This window comes from Lysinibacillus sp. 2017, from assembly GCF_003073375.1.
Lineage (GTDB): Bacteria > Bacillota > Bacilli > Bacillales_A > Planococcaceae > Solibacillus.
The window spans coordinates 2,670,171-2,694,762 of sequence record NZ_CP029002.1 but is presented as its reverse complement, the minus strand read 5'-3'; the positions used below and the strand labels follow the sequence as shown (position 1 = coordinate 2,694,762).

The window sequence follows — 24,592 nt, the reverse complement described above, 5'->3', positions numbered from 1 at the left end:
GCTCAAATGAAGTGATTGTAGACTCGTCTACAATAACTAGGGTGGTACCGCGAAACTCGTCCTCGTCCCTTTTTTAGGGGGCGAGGATTTTTTTGTTTTTCAGAAAATATGGATATGGATTTAGAATGCTTACATTTTATTAGTGGTTATCTAGTTGATTGAAGTGGAGGTTCGACTCCTGCGGGAACAGCACGAGCGGAAAATCCAATTCAATCGAGATTTTTTTCGATTGAATTTAGTTGGAGCCGTGCCCGCGGAAAGCGTAACCGTAACGGAAATCAACGGTATTTGAGCCAGACTTTATCTGTAAAATTTTAAGTAGGAGGAATTTGTAAATGGAACAACAATTAAAGCAATTAGAACAAGAAGCTTTAGCAAAAATTACTGAAGCTGCTGATTTAAAAGCATTAAACGAAGTTCGTGTTGCGTACTTAGGTAAAAAAGGACCTATCACGGACCTTCTAAAGGGAATGGGAAAGCTTTCTGCTGAAGAACGTCCAAAAATGGGTGCTTTAGTGAATACAGTACGTGAAAACGTAACTGCTGAGTTAGAGAAGAAGGTAGCTGCATTAGAAGAAGCAGCTATTCTTGCACAGCTTGAAAGTGAATCAATCGACGTGACTTTACCAGGTGCTGCGGTACGTGTAGGAAACCGTCACCCATTAACACGTGTTATTGAAGAAATAGAAGACTTATTCTTAGGAATGGGTTATGAAATCGTAGAAGGTCCAGAAGTTGAAAAAGACTATTATAACTTCGAAGCGATGAACTTACCTAAAGGTCATCCAGCTCGTGACATGCAAGATTCATTCTACATTTCTGAAGAAACATTATTACGTACACATACTTCACCAGTACAAGCACGTACAATGGAAGCAAAAAAAGGCGAACCAATTCGCGTAATTTGCCCAGGTAAAGTATTCCGTCGTGATACAGATGATGCAACACACTCACACCAATTCATGCAAATCGAAGGATTAGTGATCGGTGAAAACATCCGTATGTCGGATCTTAAAGGAACACTTGATGCATTAGCGAAAAAAATGTTCGGTGCAGAACGTGAAATTCGTCTACGTCCATCATTCTTCCCATTCACTGAACCATCTGTTGAAGTAGACGTTTCTTGTCACAAATGCGGAGGATCTGGCTGTAATGTATGTAAACAAACAGGTTGGATCGAAATTTTAGGAGCTGGTATGGTACATCCAAACGTACTTGAAATGGCTGGTTATGATTCGACTAAGTTATCAGGCTTCGCATTCGGTATCGGTGCAGAGCGTATCGCAATGTTAAAATATGGTGTGGATGATATTCGTCATTTCTATACAAATGACACACGCTTCTTATCACAATTCCACCAAGCTGAAGTGTAAGGGGGAGAAAATCAATGTTAGTTTCATTAAAATGGTTAAGCCAATATGTAGATATTTCGTCATTAACGGCTGAGGATTTAGCAGAAAAAATTACACGCGCGGGTATCGAGGTTGATGCAGTTATCGATCGTTCACAAGGCATGAAAAATGTCGTTGTCGGCCATGTTGTATCAAAAGAAAAACACCCAGAAGCAGATAAATTAAATGTGTGCCAAGTAGATGTTGGCGAAGAAGAACTTCAACAAATCGTTTGTGGTGCACCAAATGTTGATGCAGGTCAAAAGGTAATCGTTGCGCGTCCAGGTGCAAAATTACCAGGCGGCATTAAAATTAAAAAAGCAAAATTACGTGGCCAAGAATCAAACGGTATGATTTGCTCACTTCAAGAGCTAGGCATTGAAGGTCGTCTTGTACCAAAAGCTTACGCTGAAGGCATTTATGTCTTACCACAAGACGTCACTCCAGGTGCAGATGCGTTAGAGGTATTAGGCCTACGTGATACAGTTTTAGAACTTGGTTTAACACCAAACCGTTCAGATGCCATGAGCATGTTAGGTGTTGCTTATGAAGTAGCGGCAATTTTAAGCCAAGATGTAAAACTTCCTGAAATTTCATATACAACTTCAGCTGAAAAAGCAGAAGATGTTTTAAAATTAACGGTTGAAGATAAAGAAGCGAACCCAATGTATGCAGCGAAAGTTATCAAGAACATTGAAGTAAAGGAATCTCCTTTATGGTTACAACATTACTTAATGGCTGCTGGTGTACGTCCACATAATAATGTAGTCGATGTTACAAACTATGTATTAATGGAATACGGTCAACCGCTTCATGCATTTGATTACGACAAACTAGCTACTGGTGAAATTGTTACTCGTTTAGCTCGTGACGGCGAAGTGATGACTACTCTTGATGATCAAGAGCGTAAATTAGTTAGCCACAACCTTGTAATTACAAACGGTCAAGAAGCTGAAGCACTTGCAGGTGTAATGGGTGGGGCAAAATCTGAAGTATCAGATTCAACAACAACGGTCGTAATTGAATCAGCATACTTTAATGCAGCTTCAGTTCGTCTTACATCAAGAGAAATCGGTTTACGTTCAGATTCTTCAGCTCGCTTTGAAAAAGGCGTAGATCCGAATCGTGTGCTTCCTGCTGCTGAACGTGCAGCACAATTACTTGCAGAGCTTACAGGTGGCGAAGTATTAGAAGGCACTGTATTAGTTGATGAATTAGATAAAGCGCCAGCACGTGTTGTAGTATCACCTGATTTCATTAACGGTCGTTTAGGTATGAAAATTTCTTTAGAAGATATGCTGTCAATTTTAGATCGCTTAAAATTCGAAGTAGAAGCAGTAAATGGTAAATTAGTGATTGATGCGCCAACACGTCGCCAAGATATTAAAATTCCTGAAGATATCGTAGAAGAAATTGCGCGTATGTATGGCTACGATGAAATTCCAGTAAGCTTACCAGCAAGCGAACAAATTGGTAGTCTAACAGCCTATCAAGCAGGTCGTCGTGTTGTACGTAACGTCATGGAAGGTGCAGGGCTATATCAAGCAGTAACGTATTCATTAACTTCTGCTGCTTTTTCTCAAAAATTCGCATTAAAAGCAGAAGAAACAACGAAATTATTAATGCCAATGTCTGAAGAACGTTCAACATTACGTCAAAGCTTAATTCCTCACTTAGTAGAAGCAGCAAGCTATAACGTAGCACGTCAAGCAGAAACAGTTGCATTATATGAAATCGGTTCTGTATTCCTTGGTCAAACAGCGGAAGAATTACCTTTTGAAGAAGAGCATTTAGCACTTGTATTAACGGGTAAATGGATCGACAACACATGGCAAGGTGAGAAGAAAACAGTTGATTTCTTCGTAGCAAAAGGCATCATTGAAGCCGTATTTACAAAGCTTGGTTTAACAGCTCGTGTATCTTACGCGAAAGCGCAGTTCGACGGTTTACACCCAGGTCGTACGGCTGAGATTTTATTAGACGGTGAAAAAGTTGGGGTTATCGCTCAACTACACCCACAAGAACAAAAAACGTTCAATGTAAAAGAAACGTATGTAGCAGAATTAAACTTACAAGCAATTCTTAAAGCAACAAAAGAAGAGCTAGTTTATTCAATTATTCCACGCTTCCCAGCTATGTCTCGTGATATCGCATTAGAACTTGATATCGCAACGCCAGCGGGTGAAATCGTAGACATCATTAAAGGTGCGGGCACTTCTTTACTAAAAGACGTAAAAGTATTCGACGTTTATGCAGGTGAGAAAATGGCAGCAGGTAAAAAATCAGTAGCCTTCTCATTAACATACTTCGATCCAGAGCGTACGTTAACAGATGATGAAGTAGTAGCAGCACATAATAAAGTACTAAAAGCATTAGCAACAGCTGGCGCAGAAGTACGTTAATAAAAAAAGCAGGTAGTGTTTCACTTAAAAGTGATTCGCTACCTGCTTTTTTATTGTTCAGTTTCTTCGGATTCAATTAAGTCCTTTTTAGAAGGTTTTATGATTCCGACAAGCGCACCTATTAAACCACTTATCGTATGTATGATCCCGAATGTATAGAAGTTAACAAATACATGGTTTGTATACTCATTTAGTACTGGAAAACCGTATATTTGAGAGCCAAGTGTTTTCGTATTGCCACCTAGCGACGTGTATACTTCATTTTTAAAATCATTTGCATAATAAATGAATGCAACAAGTAATGCGACACCGAAAATCAAATAAATCATACGCATCAATTGATCGTGTGCATGACGAGCACTTTCAACAAAAAAGCGATACGTAATAAATATGCTTAATATAAGGAAGGGTATAACTAGTGCTAATCCAAGTGCACCAAGATTACCTACCTCAGCCGTTTCCTCAGGTTTCAATTTAAAAAAGTATTGTATAAGCATGACTCCAAATAAACTAATGCCCATACTTATGAGCCAACTAAGTCGTAACATGTTAATCCTCCGTTTCTCTTTTAAACTATACAGGGTCAACCTCTACGTTTCAATGAAAGATAGGCATTCTTTTTATAGGATATTTCAGTATAATGAAATAGAAAGTGACATTGGGGAGGAATTGTATGCTTAACAAAGAAGAAACTGTAGTCGTATTAATTGATGTTCAAGGGAAGTTAGCGCAAATAGTTGATGAGAGTGAATTTGTTATCGGAAATATTGCGACTGTTGTGCAAGGAGCAAAAGCGTTAGAATTACCGATTTTATGGTTGGAGCAGTATCCAAAGGGGTTAGGGGTTACTGTGGAGGAAATTGCGCAGCATTTAACCGATCAAGCACCTATTGAAAAGATTACGTTTAGTGCCTATCAGACGGAGGAATTCGTGCAGGCATTAGAGCAAACCGGTCGTAAAAAGGTATTACTAGCAGGAATCGAAACACATATTTGTGTGTATCAAACTGCCGCAGACTTATTAGAAAATGGCTATGAAGTCGAAGTATTAGCCGACTGTGTATCATCAAGAACTGCAGGTGATCGTGAAGTGGGTATTCAAAAAATGCTCCAGATTGGTGCATCGATTACAAGTGTTGAAATGGCCTTATTTGAAATGCAACAAATAGCAAAAGGCGATACATTTAAATTGATTAGTAAATTTGTAAAATAAAAAATCGAGGTTAGCAGGAATACACTTGCCAACCTCGATTTTTATTTGGAAAATATTGATTGCCTACAATTATACAGCTTGTCTAGTAAAGGTATCGATTTTCTTTTGAACGACTTCTTTAGATAAATGAAGTGCAATCGCTAACTCTTCACATAAAATGGGTGAGTGTTTTTGAAGTATTTGTAAGTATTGAGGAGATAGCTTTTTGTCTTCAGTTTCTAATTGAATTTTTTTACGAGAAAGAGTATTAAGTAATTGTGCAATTTGAACATGATCGTTTGAATTTAATGTTACTTTAAACTGTTGCATTCTTGTATTTGAATGCTCAATCCATTCTCCAGCAGGTTGCGTAAAGCATTCCATTAAACTTAATGCGGCATCCTTGCTTAGAACTTTTTTTAAGTTTGAATTTTTACTATCAACGGGGTGATAAAGCTTCATCGTAGGATAGTGTGTGGAGTTTAAAACATAGTAAAGTTGAGTTTGTCCATGGAATTCACGCTCTTCAATGCCTTCAATCTTACAAATACCGTATACATTATAAAATGTAACGTCACCAACTTGATACATTTTTTTAACCTCCTAGGTCAACTAAGTTAACTTAATTTTATTAGAAATAAATTTTTTTGTCAACCTAGTTGACCTTAAAGAGCGTTTTCCTTATAGTATTAAGCGAAAGGGGACCTACTGATGGTAGATATAATCGAATTATTATATAGACAATATAAACATTTACGCGATGAAACAGAAAAAATCTGGAATGAACAAAATGATATTCAGCTGACAACTGCAGAGTGGTATGTGATTAATCATATTAATCAAGGAGCCTCTACTGTCCCTGAAATTATGAAAAGAATGGATATTACAAAACAAGCGGTACATAAATTTTTTAATGGTTTAGAAGAAAAAGGAATTGTACAAACAGCGCTAATAAAAGCACCTAAAACACAAAGAAATGCAACACTTACGTCATTAGGTTATGAAGTCATCGATAAAAGCGCATTAATCCAAGTGAAAATTGTAAAGCAAATTGAGCACAATATTGGTAATGAAAATTATTTAAAATTAAAAGAATTACTAAATATGCCTTGGCAGGATAGTGAATAAAATTGAACAATCAAGTAATAGAAAAAACACACTAATTTTCAAAAAACAAAATTAGTGTGTTTTAAATTTGAATAAAAGTATTCGAAAGTTAGTTTAATGTTGAGTGCTTTTTACCGTACGTAAAGTAAATGATTAAACCAATTACAAACCATACACCGCAAGCAATCCATGTGTTTAATGATAATTGGCTAATTAAGAAAATACATAGTAGTAACGAAAGAATGGGTAATAACGGATATAAAGGTACTTTAAAGCCGCCTTCTGGAAGCTCTTTATTTTTACGTAAATAAATGATTCCCGCCGATACGAAAACGAATGCGATTAACGTCCCCATATTCACCATTTCCGCTAATGTATCAAGTGGAATAAATCCAGCGATAATAGAAATGATTAGTGTAAAAATAGCTGTGTTTTTGACAGGTGTTTTTCGTTTTGGGCTAATTTCTGACATCGTTTTTGGCATTAGACCATCACGCGCGAACGCTAGAAGCAAACGTGTACCACCATACATCATGACTAAAATTACAGTCATCATTCCAACAACGGCTCCAAGTGAAATAATTCCAGCAATCCATCCTTGATTGATCACTTGCATCGCAAATGCTACAGGATCCGCTACATTCAATTGTGTATAAGGAACAATACCCGTTAATACAAGGGAAACAAGTATATATAAAATGGTACAAATTACGAGTGAACCTATGATTCCGATTGGCATATTGCGTTGTGGATTTTTTACTTCTTCAGCTGCTGATGACACAGCATCAAAACCAAGGTAAGCAAAAAATACGAGCGCGGCCCCACTAAACACACCACTTACGCCGAATGGTAAAAAGGGCGACCAGTTTTCTGGTTTTACGTAAAACACACCGACAATGATGAATAATAGAACGACACTAATTTTAATGGCAACCATTACCGTATTAAAACGTGCAGATTCTTTCATTCCAAACATTAATAAATAGCCCATTGTGAAAATAATTAAAATCGCAGGTAAATTAATATATGTCCCATTTTCTGGACTAAAAGCACCTGTTAATGCTAGCGGTAAATGTATATTGAATCCGTCTAATAATGAGACAAAATAACCTGACCAGCCTGTTGCAACTGCAGCAGTAGCGAGCCCATATTCTAGTAACAGAGCCCAGCCAACAATCCAAGCGATAATTTCACCAAAAACAATATAACTATAGGAATAAGCACTACCTGTCACGGGAACAGTAGAGGCAAATTCTGAGTAGCACATACCTGCTAGTGCACAAACAATCGCTGCTACAACAAATGAGAATACAATTCCAGGGCCGGCATGTTGGGCAGAAACCGTACCAGGTAAGATGAAAATCCCTGTACCAACAATTGCACCAACACCCAATAAGATTAAATCAAACGGACCTAATGTTTTAGCGAGTTGTAAACGTCCCTCTTTATGTAAAAGGTCACGAATTGGTTTTTTTCTAAATATTTTTTTCATAATTACCCCTATTTCTGTTTTACAATAATCAAAATATTATCATTATTTTGTGCGAAAATAAAGAACTTTATTGAGTTGAAGTACTAAAGTAACAAGCAATGTGCAAATTTGACAAGATAGAAGAATGAATAAGGGGAAAGTGATATATAAAGTAGAAATAAAAAAACTAGGTGCGTTTGCGTGCACCTAGTTTGAAAGATTATTTTGTGTAGTTATCAAAATAGCCTTTGATGTAAATCATTGGTGTACCTTTATCGCCAGAACCAGAAGTTAAGTCAGATAAAGAGCCGATAAGGTCAGTTAATTTACGAGGTGTTGTACCTTGAGCGGCCATATTACCTGTTAAATCTTCTTCCTTATTAGTTATATACTCTTTAATTGCTGCTTTTAATTCTTCGCCTGTTAATTGAGAGAACTCATTGTCCGCTAAGTATTTTAATTTAATTTCATTTGGTGTACCGTCAAGACCTGGTGTGTATGCAGGTGACACAACTGGGTCAGCAAGTTCCCAAATTTGGCCTACTGGATCTTTGAACGCACCGTCACCGTAAATCATGACTTCTACTAATTTACCAGTAGCAGCTAAGATTTTTGATTGGATGTCGTCAACAATTGGTTGGCAGTTTTCTGGGAATAATTTAATGCTGTCTTCAGTTGATTTGTTTGAACCAAGTAAACCGTAGTTTGAGTTAAAACCAGAACCGTTATTTGATTCAGTTAAAATGTTATCTAAACCGAATACTTTTTCAGCACCAGCAGTTGTTAAAATACGTTTTGTGCGGAAGCGAGAGTGAATATCGCAAGTTAAAACGCTTTTCGTATAGTTTAAAATTGTTTTTGCGTTGTTTGAGAAGATCACTTCTACTTCAGTGCCTTGTTCAGTGATTAATTCTTTGTAGTATTCGATATAGTCAACACCAGTGAATGTATGTTTTTTGTAGCCGAAGTGACCACGAAATTCAGATTCTGTTAAAACGTCTGTCCAAGGATTTACGCCTTTTTCGTCTAATTCATCTAAAGTAACTAAGTGGTTCCCAACTTCATCTGATGGGTAGCTTAGCATAAGGACGATTTTTTTCGTACCTTTTGCAATGCCTTTTAAAATGTTAGAGAAACGGTTACGAGATAAAATAGGGAAGATAACGCCAACTGTATCATCTCCGAATTTTGCGTTTACATCTGCAGCGATGTCCGTAATTTTTGCATAGTTCCCTTGAGAACGTGCCACAACTGATTCTGTTACTGTTACGATATCACGGTCTTCAATTTCAAAGCCTTCAACCTTTGCAGAATTTAATGCTGAATCGACAACGATTTGTACGATATCGTCACCTTCATTAATGATTGGGCCACGAAGACCACGTACGACTGTTCCTACTACACGTTCCAAAATAATCTCTCCTTATTTATAACGCTCATATTTATAAAATTCATGTTGAATAAGTTATATAGGTTAAACTCACAAGATTTACTATAACGCAGTTGTGTGATATAAGTAAAATCAATAATACTAATACTAGGTATAAGTGGTGGTTATATGTTAGCGAAATTAGAATTGTATCGAATTTTTAATGTCGTCAGTCGGAATAAGAGTTTTTCAAGGGCAGCTGCTGAATTGTATATGACACAGCCAGCAATCAGTCAGGCTATTTCAAAATTAGAAAATGAACTAGAAACCCTTCTTTTCAATCGTATACCTAAAGGGGTTACGCTGACAAATGAGGGAGAATTATTACATGAATATGTGAATTCGGCACTTGGTATTTTAGATGCTGGGGAAGAAAAAATAGCCGAATTTAGAAATTTACAAACGGGATTACTTAGAATTGGTGTTGGTGATACTATTTCTCGTTATTTCCTATTGCCTTACTTGGAAGCATTTCATTTGAAATACCCAGGCATTAAGTTAAAAGTATTAAATGGGACGACTATTGAAATATTAACGTTTATTAAAGCAGGCGAAGCAGATTTAGGAATTTGCAACTTACCAATCGTTGATGAGCACCTTCAAGTTATCCCTTGTAAAGAAATTCATGATATATTTGTGTGTGGAGAAAAATATAAAAACTTAGTGAAAAAGCCAGTTCGCTTGGAGATGCTTATGAAGTTGCCGCTAATTTTTTTAGAAAAAAGGGCGAATTCCCGCATTTATGTGGAAAGCTATTTAAAAGAACAAGGATATGCGATTTCTCCTGAATTTGAACTGGGCTCACATGATTTAGTATTAGAATTTGCGAAAATTAATTTAGGTGTAGGCAGTGTAACGAGGGAGTTTTCTAAGGATTACCTCGAAAAGGGCATCTTATATGAAATTGAACTACAAGAACCGATTCCAAAGCGAAATATCGGGATTGTTCATTTGAAATCAGTACCACTGTCACGCGCAGCAAGGAAATTTATTATGATTGTGGATCCAGCAATCGTGCATTAACTATAGAAATTGAGGAAAATAAAAATGCCAAATGAGTTTAAACAATTTGAATTATCACAAGAAATTATCGGGGCACTACGCGATTTAGATTACAGTGCACCGACAGAAGTTCAGAAAAAAGTATTACCACATGCACTACAAGAGAAAGATTTAATCGTCAAAGCACAAACTGGGAGCGGGAAAACGGCTGCTTTCGCGATTCCGATTTGTGAAAAAATTGACTGGATCGAAAACAAGCCACAAGCACTTGTGTTAACACCAACACGTGAGCTAGCGGTTCAAGTAAAGGAAGAATTCACGAATATCGGCCGTTACAAACGTGTTAAGGCAGCGGCACTATATGGTAAACAGCCTTTCCGTTATCAACAGGACGAACTAAAGCAAAAAACACATGTAGTAGTAGGGACTCCAGGCCGTGTGTTAGACCATATTGAAAAAGGAACATTGAAGTTAGAGAAAATTCGTTATCTCGTAATAGATGAAGCGGATGAAATGTTAAATATGGGCTTTATCGAACAAGTGGAAGCGATTCTATCGCATTTACCAAAAGAACGTGTAACAATGTTATTTTCTGCAACAGTTCCAGAAACGATTAAAACTTTATCATCACGCTACTTAAAAGAACCGATGGATATTGAAGTGCATACAGAAGAAGCCGCACCGAAAATTGAACATGGGGTAATGGAAGTACCTGATGGAGAGAAAATGTCGACGCTTGAAAAAGTAGTAGTTGTCGAAAATCCGGACACATGTATTATTTTCTGTCGTACGAAAGACCGCGTGGATGAAATACATGACCGTTTATATGACCGTGAGTACAGTGTCGACAAACTGCACGGTGGTATGGAACAATCAACACGTTTACTCGTTATGAATGATTTCAAACGCGGAGATTTCCGCTATTTAGTGGCAACAGATGTAGCGGCACGTGGGATTGATATCGAAAATATTTCACTCGTTATTAATTTCGACTTACCAATGGAAAAAGAAGCGTATGTGCACAGAACAGGTCGAACTGGTCGTGCGGGTTTAGAAGGAAAAGCCATCACGTTTGTTACACCGCATGAGTATGATTTTTTAGCTGGACTAGAAGAGTTTGTTGGATTTAAGATTCCACAAATGGCTATACCTACACACGAAGAAGTAGAAGCAAATGCAGATGCGTTCGATAAAAAGATGCAAGCTCGTCCACAAAAGAAAAAGCAAAAGAGTGCAAAAGTAGACGCAAAAATTATGAAGCTCTACTTTAATGGTGGGAAAAAGAAAAAATTACGTGCGGTTGATTTCGTGGGAACACTTGCGAAAATTCCGGGGATGACAGCTGATGATATCGGAATTATTACAATTTTAGATGCATCGACATTCGTTGAAATTTTAAATGGCAAAGGCAACCTTGTATTAAAAGCAATGAAAACGACGCCAATTAAAGGCAAACAATTGAAAGTAAATATTTCTACAAGTAAATAAATAAAATAAAAACATTCACTTCTAGTTGGTTGATTAGAAGTGAATGTTTTTATTTTGGTTCTTGTATATTTTTTAAGTAGTACCACATCATATTCGCAATTTCAATAGATTCTGCTTCGTGGGAAGTACCTATAAGTGAATCGCGGAACGCTTTTAGCAAAGTTTCAATGACTGCTATACGAAGTGTTTCGCGGTTGAATTCTTCAAGCACACTTTCTGTAAATTGAATACTTACAGAATGACCATCTTCATATTTCAATTCATTTTTAAAGCCGGTTAATTTTTCGATTAACATATCTTTTGTAATGGATTGATAAATTGTGTTGGATTCAACCAATTGAAGGGATCCTTGTGTGATAAGTATGTCATTATTTTTCATCATTACGGGCAATATAGCTTTAATATTACGAAATGCTACAGTAACGAATGTCTTGGCTTCGTTGGAAGTGCCATAAATTGTACGATAAGTCATGGATAGATGGTGGACCATAGCGAAAAATACCACGGCTAATTCTAATGTATAAGGTCTTGCTTCTTCTCCAAAAACATCAATTAAACGATTCGAAACCCATTCGATTTCCATATATCGATAGCGTGTCAAAAGATTGAGAAGTTCTGTATCGTTTGATTGGAAGATGCCTTCAAAGATAGAAACTAAATTTTGCTGTTTATTAATCTGCATTAAAACGATAATTTGTTCTTTTAAGACGTCTTCATCTGTTGGATCTTTTCCAAGAAGTATTTCATGTCTTCGTAAACTGGCTTCATATCGAGTTTGCTCTAAAATAGCCATAAAGCATTCGTTTTTAGAAGAAAAGTAATTATAGAATGTCCCCTTTGAAATCATTGCCTTTGAAATAATGTCTTGGATTGAAGTATTATGAAAGCCTTTTTCGATAAAAAGCTGTAGAGCGGAGTCGAGCACTTGTCTTTTTCGTTGATTCATGTTGTCCCCCCGAATATTTTATAGCTTAATTTTAATGGTACAATCATTAAATTTCAATGTTTTTGGACTCGTGGTATAAAAATGTTGAATTTTTTGGACTATGAGTATAGAATAGTTCGAGTATAAAAATATTATTTCATTACGTAGAAAAGAAGGGAATTCAGATATGGAAAAAATACAAGACGTAAAAACATTTAAAAAACCTCCTTATTTAATGATTGCTGTATTATTCGTTGGGGCATTCGTAGCGTTTTTAAATAACACATTATTAAACGTAGCGTTGCCATCGATTATGACGGCTTTCGATATTAAGGATTATTCAACAGTACAATGGTTAGCAACAGGTTACATGTTAGTAAGTGGGGTATTAGTACCAGCTTCTGCATATTTAATTACTAAATTTAGAACACGACCATTATTCCTTATTTCAATGGGGATTTTCGTTGTAGGTACAGCGTTAGCAGCATTCGCACCGTCATTCGGTCTTTTAGTAACAGGACGTATGATTCAAGCGGCTGGTGCAGCGACAATGTCACCACTTTTAATGAATGTTATGTTAATTAGCTTCCCAGTTGAAAAACGTGGGCAAGCAATGGGGATTTTCGGGTTAGTTATGATATTAGCACCAGCAATTGGACCGACATTATCAGGTTGGATTGTTGAACATTACGACTGGAGCGTACTGTTCAAAATGATTCTTCCGATTGCTATCGTTGCTTTATTATTAGCTGTCTGGAAATTAGAGGATGTATTACCAAACCGTCCTGCGAAAATTGATATATTATCTCTTGTATTATCAACAATTGGTTTTGGTGGGTTATTATATGGTTTCAGTACAGCGAGTTCAGCAGGCTGGGGTGCATTTGAAGTTTGGGGTACAATCAGTATTGGTGCCATCGGACTTGTTTGGTTTATCGTTCGTCAATTCCGATTAGAAGAACCATTATTAGATTTACGTATTTACACATATCCTTCATATGCATTAGCTTCAGTCGTTTCGATGGTATTAGCTGTAGCGATGTTCTCAGGTATGATTTTAACACCAGCTTACGTGCAAAACGTACGTGGTATTGAGCCGTTCGAAGCTGGTTTAATGATGTTACCAGGTGCCATTGTAATGGGGATTATGTCTCCAATAACAGGTAAATTATTCGATAAAGTTGGACCTCGTATTTTAGCGGTAGTTGGTTTAGCAATCGCAACAGGTGCAACTATCGGTTTAGGCTTCTTAGAAGTAGATTCTACTTATACATTTATTATTACAATGTATACAATTCGTATGTTAGGTATCTCAATGGTAATGATGCCAATTATGACAAACGGTTTAAATGCATTACCAAACCGTTTAAATCCACATGGTACTGCGATGAATAATACAGCTCAACAAGTAGCAGGTGCAATTGGTACAGCTGTATTAGTAACAATTTTCAACTCGCACACAAAAACGCGTGCAGCTGAAATTGTTGCAGATATGAAAGCAAATACAACACCAGGTGCTGCGCAACCTTCTGCAGAACAACTTGAGCAAATTCAAGAACAAATTATGCAACAAGCAATGCTTGATGGTATTACGTATTCGTTCTTCATTGCAGCAGGTGTGACAGTTATCGCGTTGATTATCGCGTTATTCTTAAAACGAGTAGATATAACAAAACGTGAAGATTTCATGGATAATACGAAAGAAAAATAATAGCTTATGAGAGAAAACGGTAGGAGTTAATTGCTCCTGCCGTTTTTTTGATGCACTTTATGAGACATATAAATCACTAGATGTGACAGTTGGTGAGCTTGTGACGATGCCATTTGGTAAATTATTTAACTTTGCAGATGATGAAGGAAATTATTTTGCTGTAATGGAGAAGTAAGAAAAGGGTGATAGCCACTTCGCCATCACCCTTTATTACTTTAAGATTTTCGTTTTTGTATGAGCTTACGTGCTTTTTCGGTATTCGCGAAATGCCACTTCGTCATTGAACGCAAGACATCTTCCCCATGCTTCATCCAAATTTTTGCAGCCATTTCATCGACTCTACCACTTGCCCCTTTTTGTAAAGGGTAGCCTGTAATTTCAGCTAAACGATCCATTTCTTTTAAAAACGCATAGCGCGCTAAAATTGATGCGGTGGCAACGGCTACGTGTAAGTTTTCCGCCTTTGTTGAGAACAAAACATTTTCTCGTACAATTTCTTTTTCACTTTTGATGTGATTATAGTAAATACCACGTTCAGCAAATTGATCGATTAAAATGTATTCAGGTTTTTCTGGGGCAATTTTTGCAAGCACATGCTTCAAGGCTTGATTGTGTAAAAGGGCTTTTATTTTCCCTTGAGAATTACCTTTTGCTTGGATCGCATTATACTTTTCGTTACGCAGTGTCAAAATACTATGGGTACATACTTTCATTAAATCAGGTGCGATTTTTCGCATGTACTCATCGGTTAATTGCTTGGAATCTTTGACGCCGAGTTCTTGTACGAGGGCAATTTTACTTGCGGGTACATATACTGCTGCAACGGTCACTGGCCCGAAATAATCGCCTGTTCCTGTTTCATCAGAGCCAATAACGGAAAGTGTGGCAAATTTTGCGGGTAATGTATCACCTTTTGTATTGGATACTTTGGCAGGTGTTTTCTGTTCAGTGGCTCCCCAACGCGCGGCTTCACGCTCTGCACCTGCTCCTTGGAACATCACTTTTCCAGATTTATAAGCGGTAATAGCTGTATCAAAAAGCTTCGCAGCGAATAGTACACCTGGTGCTTTTCGTTCAATTAAACGGTCTTTATAAAAGTCTTTCACTTTTTGTTGATCACCTGCAGTGAGTTGTAAAACAATATTTGTCATGAAGGGAATAGTTCCTTTCGAGTTGGAATCGATAGTATATAGTATAACTTTTATAAGGAAAAAGTGGAAATTTCATATATTTCTAACGATTCGGTTACAACAATGCGGGGATTGTGTTGCGGTGAACAAATTGGAAATGGTATGATGTACAATATGAAAATGGTAGTATCGCATTGAACAGGAATCAAAATTGCTTTTCGTGTTATTAGTAGGCGATTTTTATAGTGAGTACGTTACTTCGGTTACTGTTTATACAATCTTTGACGGGGGGATTATTTTGGCTGATCAGGAAAAGAATAGAATTTCTGTAGAAATCTACGGTCATACATACAAAATGGTTGGGACTGAATCCACAGGCCATATGCGCTTAGTAGCATCAATTGTTGATGACAAAATGAAAGAAATCAGTGTACATAACCCATCTTTGGACAGTGCCAAGCTAGCAGTGCTGACAGCGGTTAATTCAGTTCATGATTATTTATTGTTAAAAGAGCAATACGAAAAATTAGAAGAACAATTGAAACAGTTAAAGGGTTGACATACATGTTAGATTTATTCATTCTTTTGATATTTATTATCAGTTTAATTATTGGTGCAAAACGTGGATTAATCGTACAATTAATTCATATTGGGAGCTTTTTAGTGGCGCTTATTGTTGCGGTTGTTTATTACAAGCCGTTAGCTGATAAATTTGTTTTATGGATTCCATATCCAGGTTTTACAGATGGTTCTACGATGACGTTAGTGCTCGATTCATTAGATGTGGATCGTACGTTTTATCGTGTGTTCGCATTCGCAATTATTTTCTTTGTGGTGAAGATTGCTCTACAAATTGTTGGTTCGATGTTTGATTTTTTAACGTATTTACCGATACTTAGCTCGTTGAATTTTGTATTTGGCGCGGTACTTTGTTTTATCGAAGCGTATATTCTTTTATTTATTGGACTTTATGTTATTGCACTTTTACCGATTGAATCTGTGCAAGCGATTGTAGACAGCTCTTTTATTACAGGGCTTATGTTGGAACATACACCAGTGCTTACAAGTATGTTTCAAAATTGGTGGTATATTTACGTGAAATAATTGAAAATCATGCGAAAAGCTTCTCTCGATTTTCGAGGGGAGTTTTTTTAGAGAGGGGTGCGCTTAATGATGAACAAAAAAATTATCATTCGTACATTAGAAAAGATTGCCTTATATATGGAATTACAGGCTGAAAATCCGTTCAAAGTCTCGGCATTTCGTAAGGCAGCTACAGCACTAGAAGCAGATGAACGTAGCTTGAGTGAAATTGAAGATGTAACAGCCATTAAAGGCATTGGTAAAGGGACAGCTGCAGTGATTTTGGACTTGATCAAAACGGGTGAATCGAGCGTTTTAAATGAGCTTGAAGCTATTGTTCCAAAAGGGCTGATTCCGTTAATGAAGTTACCTGGTCTCGGTGGTAAAAAATTAGCAAAGTTGTATCAGGAGTTAAACATTATTGATGCAGAATCGTTAAAAGTCGCTTGTGAAACGGGAAAGGTTCGTGAATTAGCAGGTTTTGCGGCGAAAACTGAGGAGAAGATTCTAAAAGAGCTTGAAAACTTTGGCTCACGCGCAGAACGTCTTCCTATTTGGCAGCTAGAGCCAGTTGTATTGGAAATTAATGAACTATTAGCAAGCCTACCCGAAGTTGAAAAGTTCTCTGTAGCAGGGAGCTTCCGTCGGGTTGCTGAAACGAGTAAAGACGTAGATTTCATCGTAGCAACGGAACATTATGAAGTGGTACGTGAGGCGATTTTGACGCGTCTAGCCATTTTAGAAACAATCGCTGCAGGTGATACGAAGGTTTCCGTTGTTTTAGACCGTGAAGAGCCGGTAAATGTCGATTTCCGTATGGTGAAATTAGCTGAATACCCAACGGCACTTCATCATTTTACAGGATCTAAAGATCACAATGTCCGTATGCGCCAATTAGCAAAATCAATGGGAAAAAAAATTAGTGAATATGGTGTCGAGCAAGAGGATGGAACGGTTGCTACATTTGAATCAGAAGAAGCATTCTTTGCCCACTTTGATTTACCGTTCATACCACCGTCTGTACGTGAAAGTGGCAAAGAGTTAGATCGTTTAGACGAACTTAAGCAGCTTGTGTATTTAGATGATATCATGTCAGATTTGCATATGCATACGACGTGGTCAGACGGGGCGCATTCAGTTGCAGAAATGGGAGAGGCCTTGATCGCACGTGGTTATACACATGCTGTCATTACTGATCACTCACAATATTTAAAAGTAGCAAATGGCTTAACGCCAGAACGTTTAGAGCAGCAAAAGCTTGATATTTATGCCTTCAATGAGGCCAATCCAAACTTCCGTTTATACCGTGGAACTGAAATGGACATTTTACCAGATGGATCGCTTGATTTTGATGATGATGTGTTAAGGGATTTAGACTTTGTTATTGCATCAATTCATTCTAGCTTTACACAATCACAAGACAAAATTATGGCGCGTTTAAAAACAGCAATTGAAAATCCGTATGTGCATATGATTGCACATCCAACTGGAAGAATTGTTGGTCAGCGTGGAGGCTATGATCCAGATGTACCGCAGCTTATCGAATGGGCAGCGCAACACGGCAAAATTTTAGAGCTCAACGCGAACCCTTATCGTTTGGATTTATGTGTAGAGCACTTACAGCTGGCAATGGAAAAAAATGTGCTGATTGCAATTAATACCGATGCGCATGCAATTGATCAATTGCGCTTTATGGACATTGGGACAAAATATGCGCAAAAGGCATGGTTAAAAAAAGAATGTATTGTCAATACATGGTCAAAAGAGCAATTTGAAGCATTTATTACGAAAAATAAAGGGAACCTTAAATAGCGAGGGTCTTTGCCGTTAATGCGGAATAAATAATTTAGTAACAGGAGGTGTTCTCATGATTGAAAAACGAGCATTGAAAACACTAGAATTTGATAAAGTACGAGAACAAGTTTCGACATTTTGTACAAACTCCATCGGGAAACAGGCCATTGATGAACTAGTCCCTGAAACGGATTTTGAAACAGTCGTTGAATTATTAGAAGAAATGGATGAAGGACTAGCCATTTTACGAGTAAAAGGTAATGTGCCACTGGGCGGGATTTTTGATGTGCGTCCACATGCACGTCGTTCTCAAATTGGCGGTATGCTGAGCCCAACGGAATTAATGGAAATCGCAAGTACGATTCGTGCGAGCCGTATTTTACGTAATTTCATTGAAGATATTGAATCTGAAAATTCGATTGAAATCCCTCATTTTATTGAGCGTAAAGAGCAAATGCCAATTTTAACGGCGTTACAACATGAGATTAATGCCTGTATCGATGATAATGGGGCGGTGTTGGATTCAGCGAGCACGACATTACGTTCAATTCGTCAATCATTACGTTCGGAAGAAGCAAAAGTTCGTCAAAAACTTGAAAGTTTAACACGCGGTTCAAACGCAACAAAAATGCTTTCAGATACGATTATTACAATTCGTAATGACCGATTCGTTATTCCAGTAAAACAAGAATATCGTTCTCATTACGGCGGTATTGTGCATGACCAATCGGCATCAGGTCAGACACTTTTCATCGAGCCAGAATCCGTTATCCAATCAAATAACGAAGTACAGCGCTTAAAAGTGAAAGAAAAAACGGAAATTGACCGTATTTTAGCGTCATTAACCGCACAAGTACAAGATGTTGCGCATGAGATATTTGTCCTTATCCAATTACTTGGTGAAATTGATGTGATTTTAGCAAAAGGCAAGTATGGACAAGCAAATAAATGTACTATGCCAAAAATGAATAAGGAAGGCTATACACGCTTAGTTCGTGCGCGCCATCCGTTATTACCAATAGAAGAAGCGGTAGCGAATACGATTGAATTTGGTCGTGATATTACAGCTATCGTTATTACCGGTCCAAACACAGGTGGTAAAACAGTTACGTTGAAAACGGTTGGATTATGTACGTTGATGGCACAATCTGGTTTACCAGTACCAGCTTTAGACGGTTCAGAGCTTGCCGTGTTCGAGCAAATTTTTGCTGATATTGGCGATGAGCAATCGATCGAACAATCCCTTTCAACATTCTCATCTCATATGGTGAACATAGTTGATATTTTAAGTAAGTTCGATGACAAATCATTAGTATTATTCGATGAATTAGGTGCTGGTACTGACCCACAAGAAGGGGCGGCCTTAGCGATTTCGATTTTAGATGAAGTTGTTGGTTATGGCGCACGCGTTATGGCAACAACCCATTACCCGGAACTAAAAGCATACGGCTACAACCGTCCATCAGTTGTGAATGCGAGTGTAGAATTTGACGTTGAAACATTAAGTCCAACGTATCGTTTATTAATTGGGGTTCCAGGGCGTTCAAATGCCTTTGAAATTTCAAAACGTCTTGGATTAAATACAGTCGTTATTGATCGCGCAAAATCATTTACAGGCACAGACCGTCATGAAGTAGAGTCAATGATTGCTTCTTTAGAAGAAAGCCGTCTGCGTTCAGAGCGAGAAGCAGATGAAGCACATGTTTTATTAGAAGAAGCGCAAACAATTCGTGCAGAACTAAAAGAACGTCTCCGCACATATGATGATAAAAAAGAAAATTTAGAGAAAAAAGCAAAAGATAAAGCACGTAAAATTGTCGATGAAGCGAAAAGAGAAGCTGAAACGATTATCGCTGAATTACGTGAAATGAAAGAACAAGCTGCATCCAATGTCAAAGAGCATGAATTAATTGATGCGAAAAAACGTCTAGAAGAAGCAGCACCAAAAGAAAATAAAGTATTACAAAAAGCAGTCGAAGCACGTGAACGCAAGCAAAACTTAAAAGTGGGCGATGAAGTTAAAGTATTAAGCTATGGTCAAAAAGGCACGCTACTGCAAAAAGCGGGCCAAGATTGGGTTGTGCAAATTGGTATTTTAAAAATGAAATTGCCTGAAAGCGATTTAGAATACATCAAGCCAGAAAAAGAACAAGTAACACGTCCGATGATGAATGTGAAAAATCGCAATAGCCATGTAAAACTTGAATTAGATTTGCGCGGAGAACGCTATGAGGACGCACTTATCCGTACAGAAAAATATTTAGATGATGCATTATTATCGAACTATCCTCGCGTTTCAATCATTCACGGTAAAGGGACAGGTGCACTACGTCAAGGAATTCAAAGCTTTTTGAAAAAGCATAAGCGAGTGAAATCTTATCGTTATGGTGAAGCGGGTGAGGGCGGCTTTGGTGTCACAGTCGTTGAGCTAAAATAATAGTTGCTCCTTTGAAAATTTCAGCTAATATTAGGAATAAGAAGTAATTTTAGAAGGGAGTGTATGGAATGCTAGGATCAGACTTTTGGCACCATCCGCTCGTAGAAACAGCAGGTTATTTTAGCGTTGTCGCCCTTTGTCTTTTTGTTTCGATGATTTTATTTGAAATCGTGACAAAATATAAAAACTGGGAAGAGATTAAAAATGGTAATGTCTCAGTTGCCCTTGCAACAGGCGGTAAAATTTTGGGAATATGTAATATTTTCCGCTATTCTATTGAGCAGCACACATCGTTTATTGGCATGCTCGGTTGGGGATTATTTGGCTTTATTCTATTAATATTTGCTTATTTATTATTTGAATTTTTAACACCGAAATTTAATGTTGATGATGAAATTGCAGCAGACAATCGATCAGTAGGTTTTATTTCATTTACGATTTCAGTTGGGTTATCATTTGTCATTGGTGCAAGCATCACATCTTAGGAGATAAACGATGGAAACACTATCAAAAATTTTAATCGCGGTATGTGTACTATTTCTAGCAGTAGGAATCTATTATATGCTGACAATTTAGTCGAAGAAGCAAACAAGCTAATGAAATTTAGTTTGTTTGCTTCTTTTTTTGAAAAAATTTATTTCAAATTAATGTTTTATTGAAAAAGTATATTTTGAAAGTAAGTTATTAAGTGAATGGTAATTCAGTGATGGATTATTATGAATACCATAATAATACAGGTAGAAAATAAGTGCATAAGCGAGAAGAAATACAAAAGTTCGATTAAATGATTTGAAATAATTTCCTATTTTAATTATAATTATTAAAAGAATGAAGCTTTGACAAGGGGGAGAAGTTTTATGACAGAAAAAGTTTGGTTGGCAAGCTATCCAGAGGAAATTCCACATACGTTGGAACTTCCAAAAATTCCCGTTCAACAATTTTTAACGAAAGCGTACGAAGAAGTGCCGAATAATGTTGCCGTGCATTTTATGGGCAAAGAGCTTACGTACAAAGAATTGTATGAATCTGCTATGAAATTTGCGAATTATTTGCGTTCTCTAGGGGTGGAGAAGGGCGATCGTGTAGCAATTATGTTACCAAACTGTCCACAAGCTGTAATCGCTTACTATGGTACGATGTATGCAGGTGGGATTGTTGTTCAAACGAATCCACTTTATACCGAGCGTGAATTACAATATCAAATGGCAGATTCGGGCGCGAAAGTTATTTTAGTAATGGACATTTTATATCCACGCGCGATGAAAATTATTAAAGAAACAAAGCTTGAAAACGTCATTGTAACAGGGATTAAAGATTATTTACCATTCCCCAAAAATTTAGTGTATCCATTTATTCAAAAAAAGCAGTACGGATTTAGTGTAAAAGTAGAACATAGTGGGCAAAATCACTTATTCACAGAAATAATGAAGTCTGGAAAATCTGAATCGATGGAAGTAGAATTCGACTTTGAAAATGATTTAGCATTACTACAATATACAGGTGGTACAACAGGTTTCCCTAAAGGTGTTATGTTAACGCATAAAAACTTAATTGCCAATACGATGATGTGTGATGCTTGGATGTATCGTTGTGTGAAACGTGAAGAAGTCATTTTAGGTATCTTACCGTTCTTCCACGTATATGGAATGACGACCGTGTTAATTTTATCAGTTATGCAACAGTCAAAAATGGTATTATTACCAAAATTTGAAGCGGAACAAGCATTAAAAACAATTGATAAACAAAAACCAACCTTATTCCCAGGTGCTCCAACGATGTATATCGGCCTTTTAAATCATCCAGATCTAGCAAAATATGATTTATCAACGATTAAAGCTTGTTTAAGTGGTTCAGCACCACTGCCATTAGAAGTACAAGAAAAATTCGAAGCCTTATCGGGTGGACGCGTAGTTGAAGGTTATGGTTTAACCGAAACTTCACCAGTAACGCACGCTAATCCAATTTGGGGTAATCGTATTAACGGGTCAATTGGATTACCATGGCCAAGTACAGATGCTGCCATTTTACGTTCAGGTGAATCAGAAAGTTTACCTCCAGGTGAGATGGGAGAAATTGCGATTAAAGGTCCTCAAGTTATGAAAGGCTACTGGAATCGCCCAGAAGATACAGCGATGACATTTATAGATGGCTGGTTCTTAACAGGGGACTTAGGTTATATGGATGAAAACGGTTACTTTTATGTAGTCGATCGTAAAAAAGATATGATTATTGCAGGTGGATATAATATTTATCCACGTGAAGTAGAAGAAATTTTATACGAACATGAAGCAATTCAAGAATGTGTCGTTGCAGGGATTCCAGACCCATATCGTGGGGAAACGGTTAAGGCATATGTTGTTTTAAAAGAAGGTCATACTGTGACAGACAAAGAGTTAAATGAGTTTTGCCGCAAAAATTTAGCTGCTTATAAAGTGCCACGTTTCTATGAGTTCCGCGAAGAGCTTCCAAAAACAGCGGTAGGTAAAATTTTACGCCGTACGCTTGTTGAAGAAGAAAAGGAGAAAATGGCCAAACAAGTTGCAAAATAATTGTACGAAAATTATTGACAGAATGTTATACAAATTATAATATGAAAACATGAATGAATAGTCATTCATGTTTTCATATTTTTTTGGTGGTGAGCAGCTTGAAACGAAATAAACCCAAGTATATGCAAATAGTAGATGCAGCAGTGATAGCAATTGCAGAAAACGGCTATCATCAAGCCCAAGTTTCTAAAATTGCCAAACAAGCTGGTGTAGCTGATGGGACAATTTATTTATATTTTAAAAACAAAGAAGATATTCTGATTTCTGTATTTCAGGAAAAAATGGGTATATTCGTAGAAAATTTACAGGATATAATTAAAAGTGGAGATTCCTCTTCTGAAAAGTTATGTCAGATGATTGAAAATCACTTTCGCGTGTTATCAAGTGATCGCCATTTAGCAACTGTAACGCAATTAGAGTTAAGACAATCGAATAAAGAATTAAGATTAAAGATTAATACGATTTTAAAAGAATATTTAGTATTACTTGATCAAATTTTAATTGCAGGGATGTTAGCTGGGGAGTTCAATCAAGAGATGGATGTCCGTATTACACGTCAAATGGTGTTTGGTACGATTGATGAAATTACGACAACATGGGTGATGAACGATTATCGCTATGACTTAATGGAGCAGGCTCCGAAAATTCAGCAATTATTATTAAATGCAATAAAAGCATAATAAGGGGATGTGGGGAAATGGAGTTTTTAAGTTGGAGAGTAGAAGAAGGCGTAGCAATCGCTACAATTTCAAGACCACCAGCAAATGCATTATCACAAGGTTTAATTCAAGATGTAAACGCTTTATTAGATGCAGTGGAACAAGATGATTCAGTACGTGTGATTGTACTTCACGGAGAAGGTCGCTTTTTCTCTGCAGGCGCAGACATTAAAGAATTTACAAGTGTTCAGTCAGGAGAAGAATTTGGCGGTTTAGCGAATAACGGACAAATCGTGTTCGAACGCGTAGAAACCTTTTCGAAGCCAGTCATCGCAGCGATTCACGGTGCAGCACTTGGTGGAGGATTAGAGCTTGCGATGGGATGCCATATGCGCTTTGTGACAGAGTCAGCGAAACTAGGTTTGCCTGAGCTTTCGTTAGGTATTATTCCTGGCTTTGCAGGAACGCAGCGTTTACCTCGTTATGTTGGGGCAGCAAAAGCAGCGGAAATGATGTTCACAAGCGAGCCGATTTCTGGAGTAGAAGCGGTTCAGTGGGGATTAGCAAACAAAGCATTCGCGGATGAAGAGCTACTACCAAAGACGCTGGAAATTGCAAAAAAAATCGCGAAGAAGTCACCCATTGCATTAAAAGCAGCTATCCAAATGTTAAACTACTCAAAAACTCCATCATTTTATGAAGGCGTGGCCGCTGAAGCAAAAAGCTTTGGAGATGTATTTGTATCACAGGATGCGAAAGAAGGCATCCAAGCATTTATTGAAAAACGTGAACCAATCTTTACAGGCAAGTAAGTCTGTAAAT

At 37.3% G+C, this 24,592-nt stretch carries 21 protein-coding genes and 1 other annotated feature (1 of these 22 running past the window's edge); of the genes, 15 read left to right on the top strand and 6 right to left on the bottom strand.

Annotated features, from left to right (window positions below; genetic code table 11):
- Window positions 1-73, top strand: a binding site (T-box leader) (it extends 161 nt beyond the left edge of the window).
- A gap of 262 nt (window positions 74-335) precedes the next feature.
- Both pheS and pheT read left to right on the top strand, forming a co-directional pair.
- Entirely contained in the window at window positions 336-1,373 is a 1,038-nt protein-coding gene (pheS, locus tag DCE79_RS13130) for a phenylalanine--tRNA ligase subunit alpha (RefSeq protein ID WP_108713487.1), read from the top strand.
- 14 nt (window positions 1,374-1,387) lie between these two features.
- Window positions 1,388-3,793 (top strand): phenylalanine--tRNA ligase subunit beta, encoded by a 2,406-nt coding sequence (gene pheT, locus DCE79_RS13125; RefSeq protein ID WP_108713486.1) that lies wholly within the window; start codon window positions 1,388-1,390, stop codon window positions 3,791-3,793.
- Between the two features lie 50 nt (window positions 3,794-3,843).
- On the opposite strand, the gene DCE79_RS13120 is transcribed toward pheT, so the two are convergent.
- A complete protein-coding gene (locus tag DCE79_RS13120; RefSeq protein WP_108713485.1) occupies window positions 3,844-4,341 on the bottom strand; it encodes a nucleoside-diphosphate sugar epimerase in 498 nt (165 codons plus the stop codon).
- Window positions 4,342-4,466: 125 nt separating this feature from the next.
- On the opposite strand from DCE79_RS13120, the gene DCE79_RS13115 reads away from it, so the two are divergent.
- Window positions 4,467-5,006 (top strand): hydrolase, encoded by a 540-nt coding sequence (locus tag DCE79_RS13115; protein WP_108713484.1) that lies wholly within the window; start codon window positions 4,467-4,469, stop codon window positions 5,004-5,006.
- 69 nt (window positions 5,007-5,075) lie between these two features.
- On the opposite strand, the gene DCE79_RS13110 is transcribed toward DCE79_RS13115, so the two are convergent.
- A complete protein-coding gene (locus DCE79_RS13110) occupies window positions 5,076-5,576 on the bottom strand; it encodes a CarD family transcriptional regulator (RefSeq protein ID WP_108713483.1) in 501 nt (166 codons plus the stop codon).
- Between the two features lie 120 nt (window positions 5,577-5,696).
- Here DCE79_RS13110 and DCE79_RS13105 point away from each other — a divergent pair, with 120 nt between their 5' ends.
- Window positions 5,697-6,113 carry a MarR family transcriptional regulator gene (locus DCE79_RS13105; protein WP_108713482.1) on the top strand — a complete coding sequence of 139 codons (417 nt, stop codon included), beginning with the start codon at window positions 5,697-5,699 and terminating at the stop codon, window positions 6,111-6,113.
- 88 nt (window positions 6,114-6,201) lie between these two features.
- Here the strand turns inward: DCE79_RS13105 and DCE79_RS13100 are convergent, their stop codons facing one another.
- On the bottom strand, window positions 6,202-7,584 hold the full coding sequence (locus tag DCE79_RS13100; RefSeq protein ID WP_108713481.1) for a branched-chain amino acid transporter BcaP: 1,383 nt from the start codon (window positions 7,582-7,584) through the stop codon (window positions 6,202-6,204).
- A 199-nt stretch (window positions 7,585-7,783) separates the two neighbouring features.
- Window positions 7,784-8,974, bottom strand: a complete 1,191-nt coding sequence (locus DCE79_RS13095; protein WP_108713480.1) for a coenzyme F420-0:L-glutamate ligase — start codon at window positions 8,972-8,974, stop codon at window positions 7,784-7,786.
- Window positions 8,975-9,121: 147 nt separating this feature from the next.
- Between DCE79_RS13095 and DCE79_RS13090 the strand changes: the two genes are divergently transcribed.
- A complete protein-coding gene (locus DCE79_RS13090; protein WP_108713479.1) occupies window positions 9,122-10,015 on the top strand; it encodes a LysR family transcriptional regulator in 894 nt (297 codons plus the stop codon).
- 24 nt (window positions 10,016-10,039) lie between these two features.
- The gene (locus tag DCE79_RS13085) at window positions 10,040-11,482 is read left to right on the top strand and encodes a DEAD/DEAH box helicase (protein ID WP_108713478.1); all 1,443 of its coding nucleotides are present in this window, start codon (window positions 10,040-10,042) and stop codon (window positions 11,480-11,482) included.
- Between the two features lie 49 nt (window positions 11,483-11,531).
- Here DCE79_RS13085 and DCE79_RS13080 read toward each other — a convergent pair whose 3' ends face one another.
- Window positions 11,532-12,428, bottom strand: a complete 897-nt coding sequence (locus DCE79_RS13080; protein WP_108713477.1) for a TetR/AcrR family transcriptional regulator — start codon at window positions 12,426-12,428, stop codon at window positions 11,532-11,534.
- A 166-nt stretch (window positions 12,429-12,594) separates the two neighbouring features.
- Here DCE79_RS13080 and DCE79_RS13075 point away from each other — a divergent pair, with 166 nt between their 5' ends.
- Window positions 12,595-14,118 (top strand): DHA2 family efflux MFS transporter permease subunit, encoded by a 1,524-nt coding sequence (locus DCE79_RS13075; protein ID WP_108713476.1) that lies wholly within the window; start codon window positions 12,595-12,597, stop codon window positions 14,116-14,118.
- Between the two features lie 215 nt (window positions 14,119-14,333).
- On the opposite strand, the gene rnhC is transcribed toward DCE79_RS13075, so the two are convergent.
- Window positions 14,334-15,269, bottom strand: coding sequence for a ribonuclease HIII (rnhC, locus tag DCE79_RS13065; protein ID WP_108713475.1), 936 nt, complete (start codon window positions 15,267-15,269; stop codon window positions 14,334-14,336).
- A gap of 277 nt (window positions 15,270-15,546) precedes the next feature.
- Between rnhC and zapA the strand changes: the two genes are divergently transcribed.
- The 8 genes from zapA (at window position 15,547) to DCE79_RS13025 (ending at window position 24,582) form a co-directional block, all read left to right on the top strand.
- A complete protein-coding gene (gene zapA, locus DCE79_RS13060) occupies window positions 15,547-15,807 on the top strand; it encodes a cell division protein ZapA (RefSeq protein ID WP_108713474.1) in 261 nt (86 codons plus the stop codon).
- A 5-nt stretch (window positions 15,808-15,812) separates the two neighbouring features.
- Window positions 15,813-16,352, top strand: coding sequence for a CvpA family protein (locus tag DCE79_RS13055; RefSeq protein ID WP_108713473.1), 540 nt, complete (start codon window positions 15,813-15,815; stop codon window positions 16,350-16,352).
- A 69-nt stretch (window positions 16,353-16,421) separates the two neighbouring features.
- Entirely contained in the window at window positions 16,422-18,143 is a 1,722-nt protein-coding gene (gene polX / locus DCE79_RS13050; RefSeq protein WP_199912331.1) for a DNA polymerase/3'-5' exonuclease PolX, read from the top strand.
- Window positions 18,144-18,198: 55 nt separating this feature from the next.
- On the top strand, window positions 18,199-20,562 hold the full coding sequence (locus tag DCE79_RS13045) for an endonuclease MutS2 (protein ID WP_108713471.1): 2,364 nt from the start codon (window positions 18,199-18,201) through the stop codon (window positions 20,560-20,562).
- 68 nt (window positions 20,563-20,630) lie between these two features.
- Window positions 20,631-21,047: a DUF350 domain-containing protein gene (locus DCE79_RS13040; RefSeq protein WP_108713470.1), complete on the top strand. Its 417-nt coding sequence runs from the start codon at window positions 20,631-20,633 to the stop codon at window positions 21,045-21,047.
- 372 nt (window positions 21,048-21,419) lie between these two features.
- The gene (locus tag DCE79_RS13035; protein WP_108713469.1) at window positions 21,420-23,111 is read left to right on the top strand and encodes a long-chain-fatty-acid--CoA ligase; all 1,692 of its coding nucleotides are present in this window, start codon (window positions 21,420-21,422) and stop codon (window positions 23,109-23,111) included.
- Between the two features lie 98 nt (window positions 23,112-23,209).
- Complete coding sequence (locus DCE79_RS13030) at window positions 23,210-23,791, top strand: fatty acid metabolism transcriptional regulator FadR (protein ID WP_108713468.1); 582 nt, start codon at window positions 23,210-23,212, stop codon at window positions 23,789-23,791.
- A 17-nt stretch (window positions 23,792-23,808) separates the two neighbouring features.
- Entirely contained in the window at window positions 23,809-24,582 is a 774-nt protein-coding gene (locus DCE79_RS13025) for an enoyl-CoA hydratase (RefSeq protein WP_108713467.1), read from the top strand.
- Window positions 24,583-24,592: the final 10 nt, after the last annotated feature.

Excerpts from the sequence above, each read along its gene's own strand:
- pheS (WP_108713487.1), top strand. The coding sequence starts at position 336 with ATGGAACAACAATTAAAGCAATTAGAACAAGAAGCTTTAGCAAAAATT.
- pheT (WP_108713486.1), top strand. The coding sequence starts at position 1,388 with ATGTTAGTTTCATTAAAATGGTTAAGCCAATATGTAGATATTTCGTCA.
- DCE79_RS13120 (WP_108713485.1), bottom strand. The coding sequence starts at position 4,341 with ATGTTACGACTTAGTTGGCTCATAAGTATGGGCATTAGTTTATTTGGA.
- DCE79_RS13115 (WP_108713484.1), top strand. The coding sequence starts at position 4,467 with ATGCTTAACAAAGAAGAAACTGTAGTCGTATTAATTGATGTTCAAGGG.
- DCE79_RS13110 (WP_108713483.1), bottom strand. The coding sequence starts at position 5,576 with ATGTATCAAGTTGGTGACGTTACATTTTATAATGTATACGGTATTTGT.
- DCE79_RS13105 (WP_108713482.1), top strand. The coding sequence starts at position 5,697 with ATGGTAGATATAATCGAATTATTATATAGACAATATAAACATTTACGC.
- DCE79_RS13100 (WP_108713481.1), bottom strand. The coding sequence starts at position 7,584 with ATGAAAAAAATATTTAGAAAAAAACCAATTCGTGACCTTTTACATAAA.
- DCE79_RS13090 (WP_108713479.1), top strand. The coding sequence starts at position 9,122 with ATGTTAGCGAAATTAGAATTGTATCGAATTTTTAATGTCGTCAGTCGG.
- DCE79_RS13085 (WP_108713478.1), top strand. The coding sequence starts at position 10,040 with ATGCCAAATGAGTTTAAACAATTTGAATTATCACAAGAAATTATCGGG.
- DCE79_RS13080 (WP_108713477.1), bottom strand. The coding sequence starts at position 12,428 with ATGAATCAACGAAAAAGACAAGTGCTCGACTCCGCTCTACAGCTTTTT.
- DCE79_RS13075 (WP_108713476.1), top strand. The coding sequence starts at position 12,595 with ATGGAAAAAATACAAGACGTAAAAACATTTAAAAAACCTCCTTATTTA.
- rnhC (WP_108713475.1), bottom strand. The coding sequence starts at position 15,269 with ATGACAAATATTGTTTTACAACTCACTGCAGGTGATCAACAAAAAGTG.
- DCE79_RS13055 (WP_108713473.1), top strand. The coding sequence starts at position 15,813 with ATGTTAGATTTATTCATTCTTTTGATATTTATTATCAGTTTAATTATT.
- polX (WP_199912331.1), top strand. The coding sequence starts at position 16,422 with ATGAACAAAAAAATTATCATTCGTACATTAGAAAAGATTGCCTTATAT.
- DCE79_RS13045 (WP_108713471.1), top strand. The coding sequence starts at position 18,199 with ATGATTGAAAAACGAGCATTGAAAACACTAGAATTTGATAAAGTACGA.
- DCE79_RS13040 (WP_108713470.1), top strand. The coding sequence starts at position 20,631 with ATGCTAGGATCAGACTTTTGGCACCATCCGCTCGTAGAAACAGCAGGT.
- DCE79_RS13035 (WP_108713469.1), top strand. The coding sequence starts at position 21,420 with ATGACAGAAAAAGTTTGGTTGGCAAGCTATCCAGAGGAAATTCCACAT.
- DCE79_RS13025 (WP_108713467.1), top strand. The coding sequence starts at position 23,809 with ATGGAGTTTTTAAGTTGGAGAGTAGAAGAAGGCGTAGCAATCGCTACA.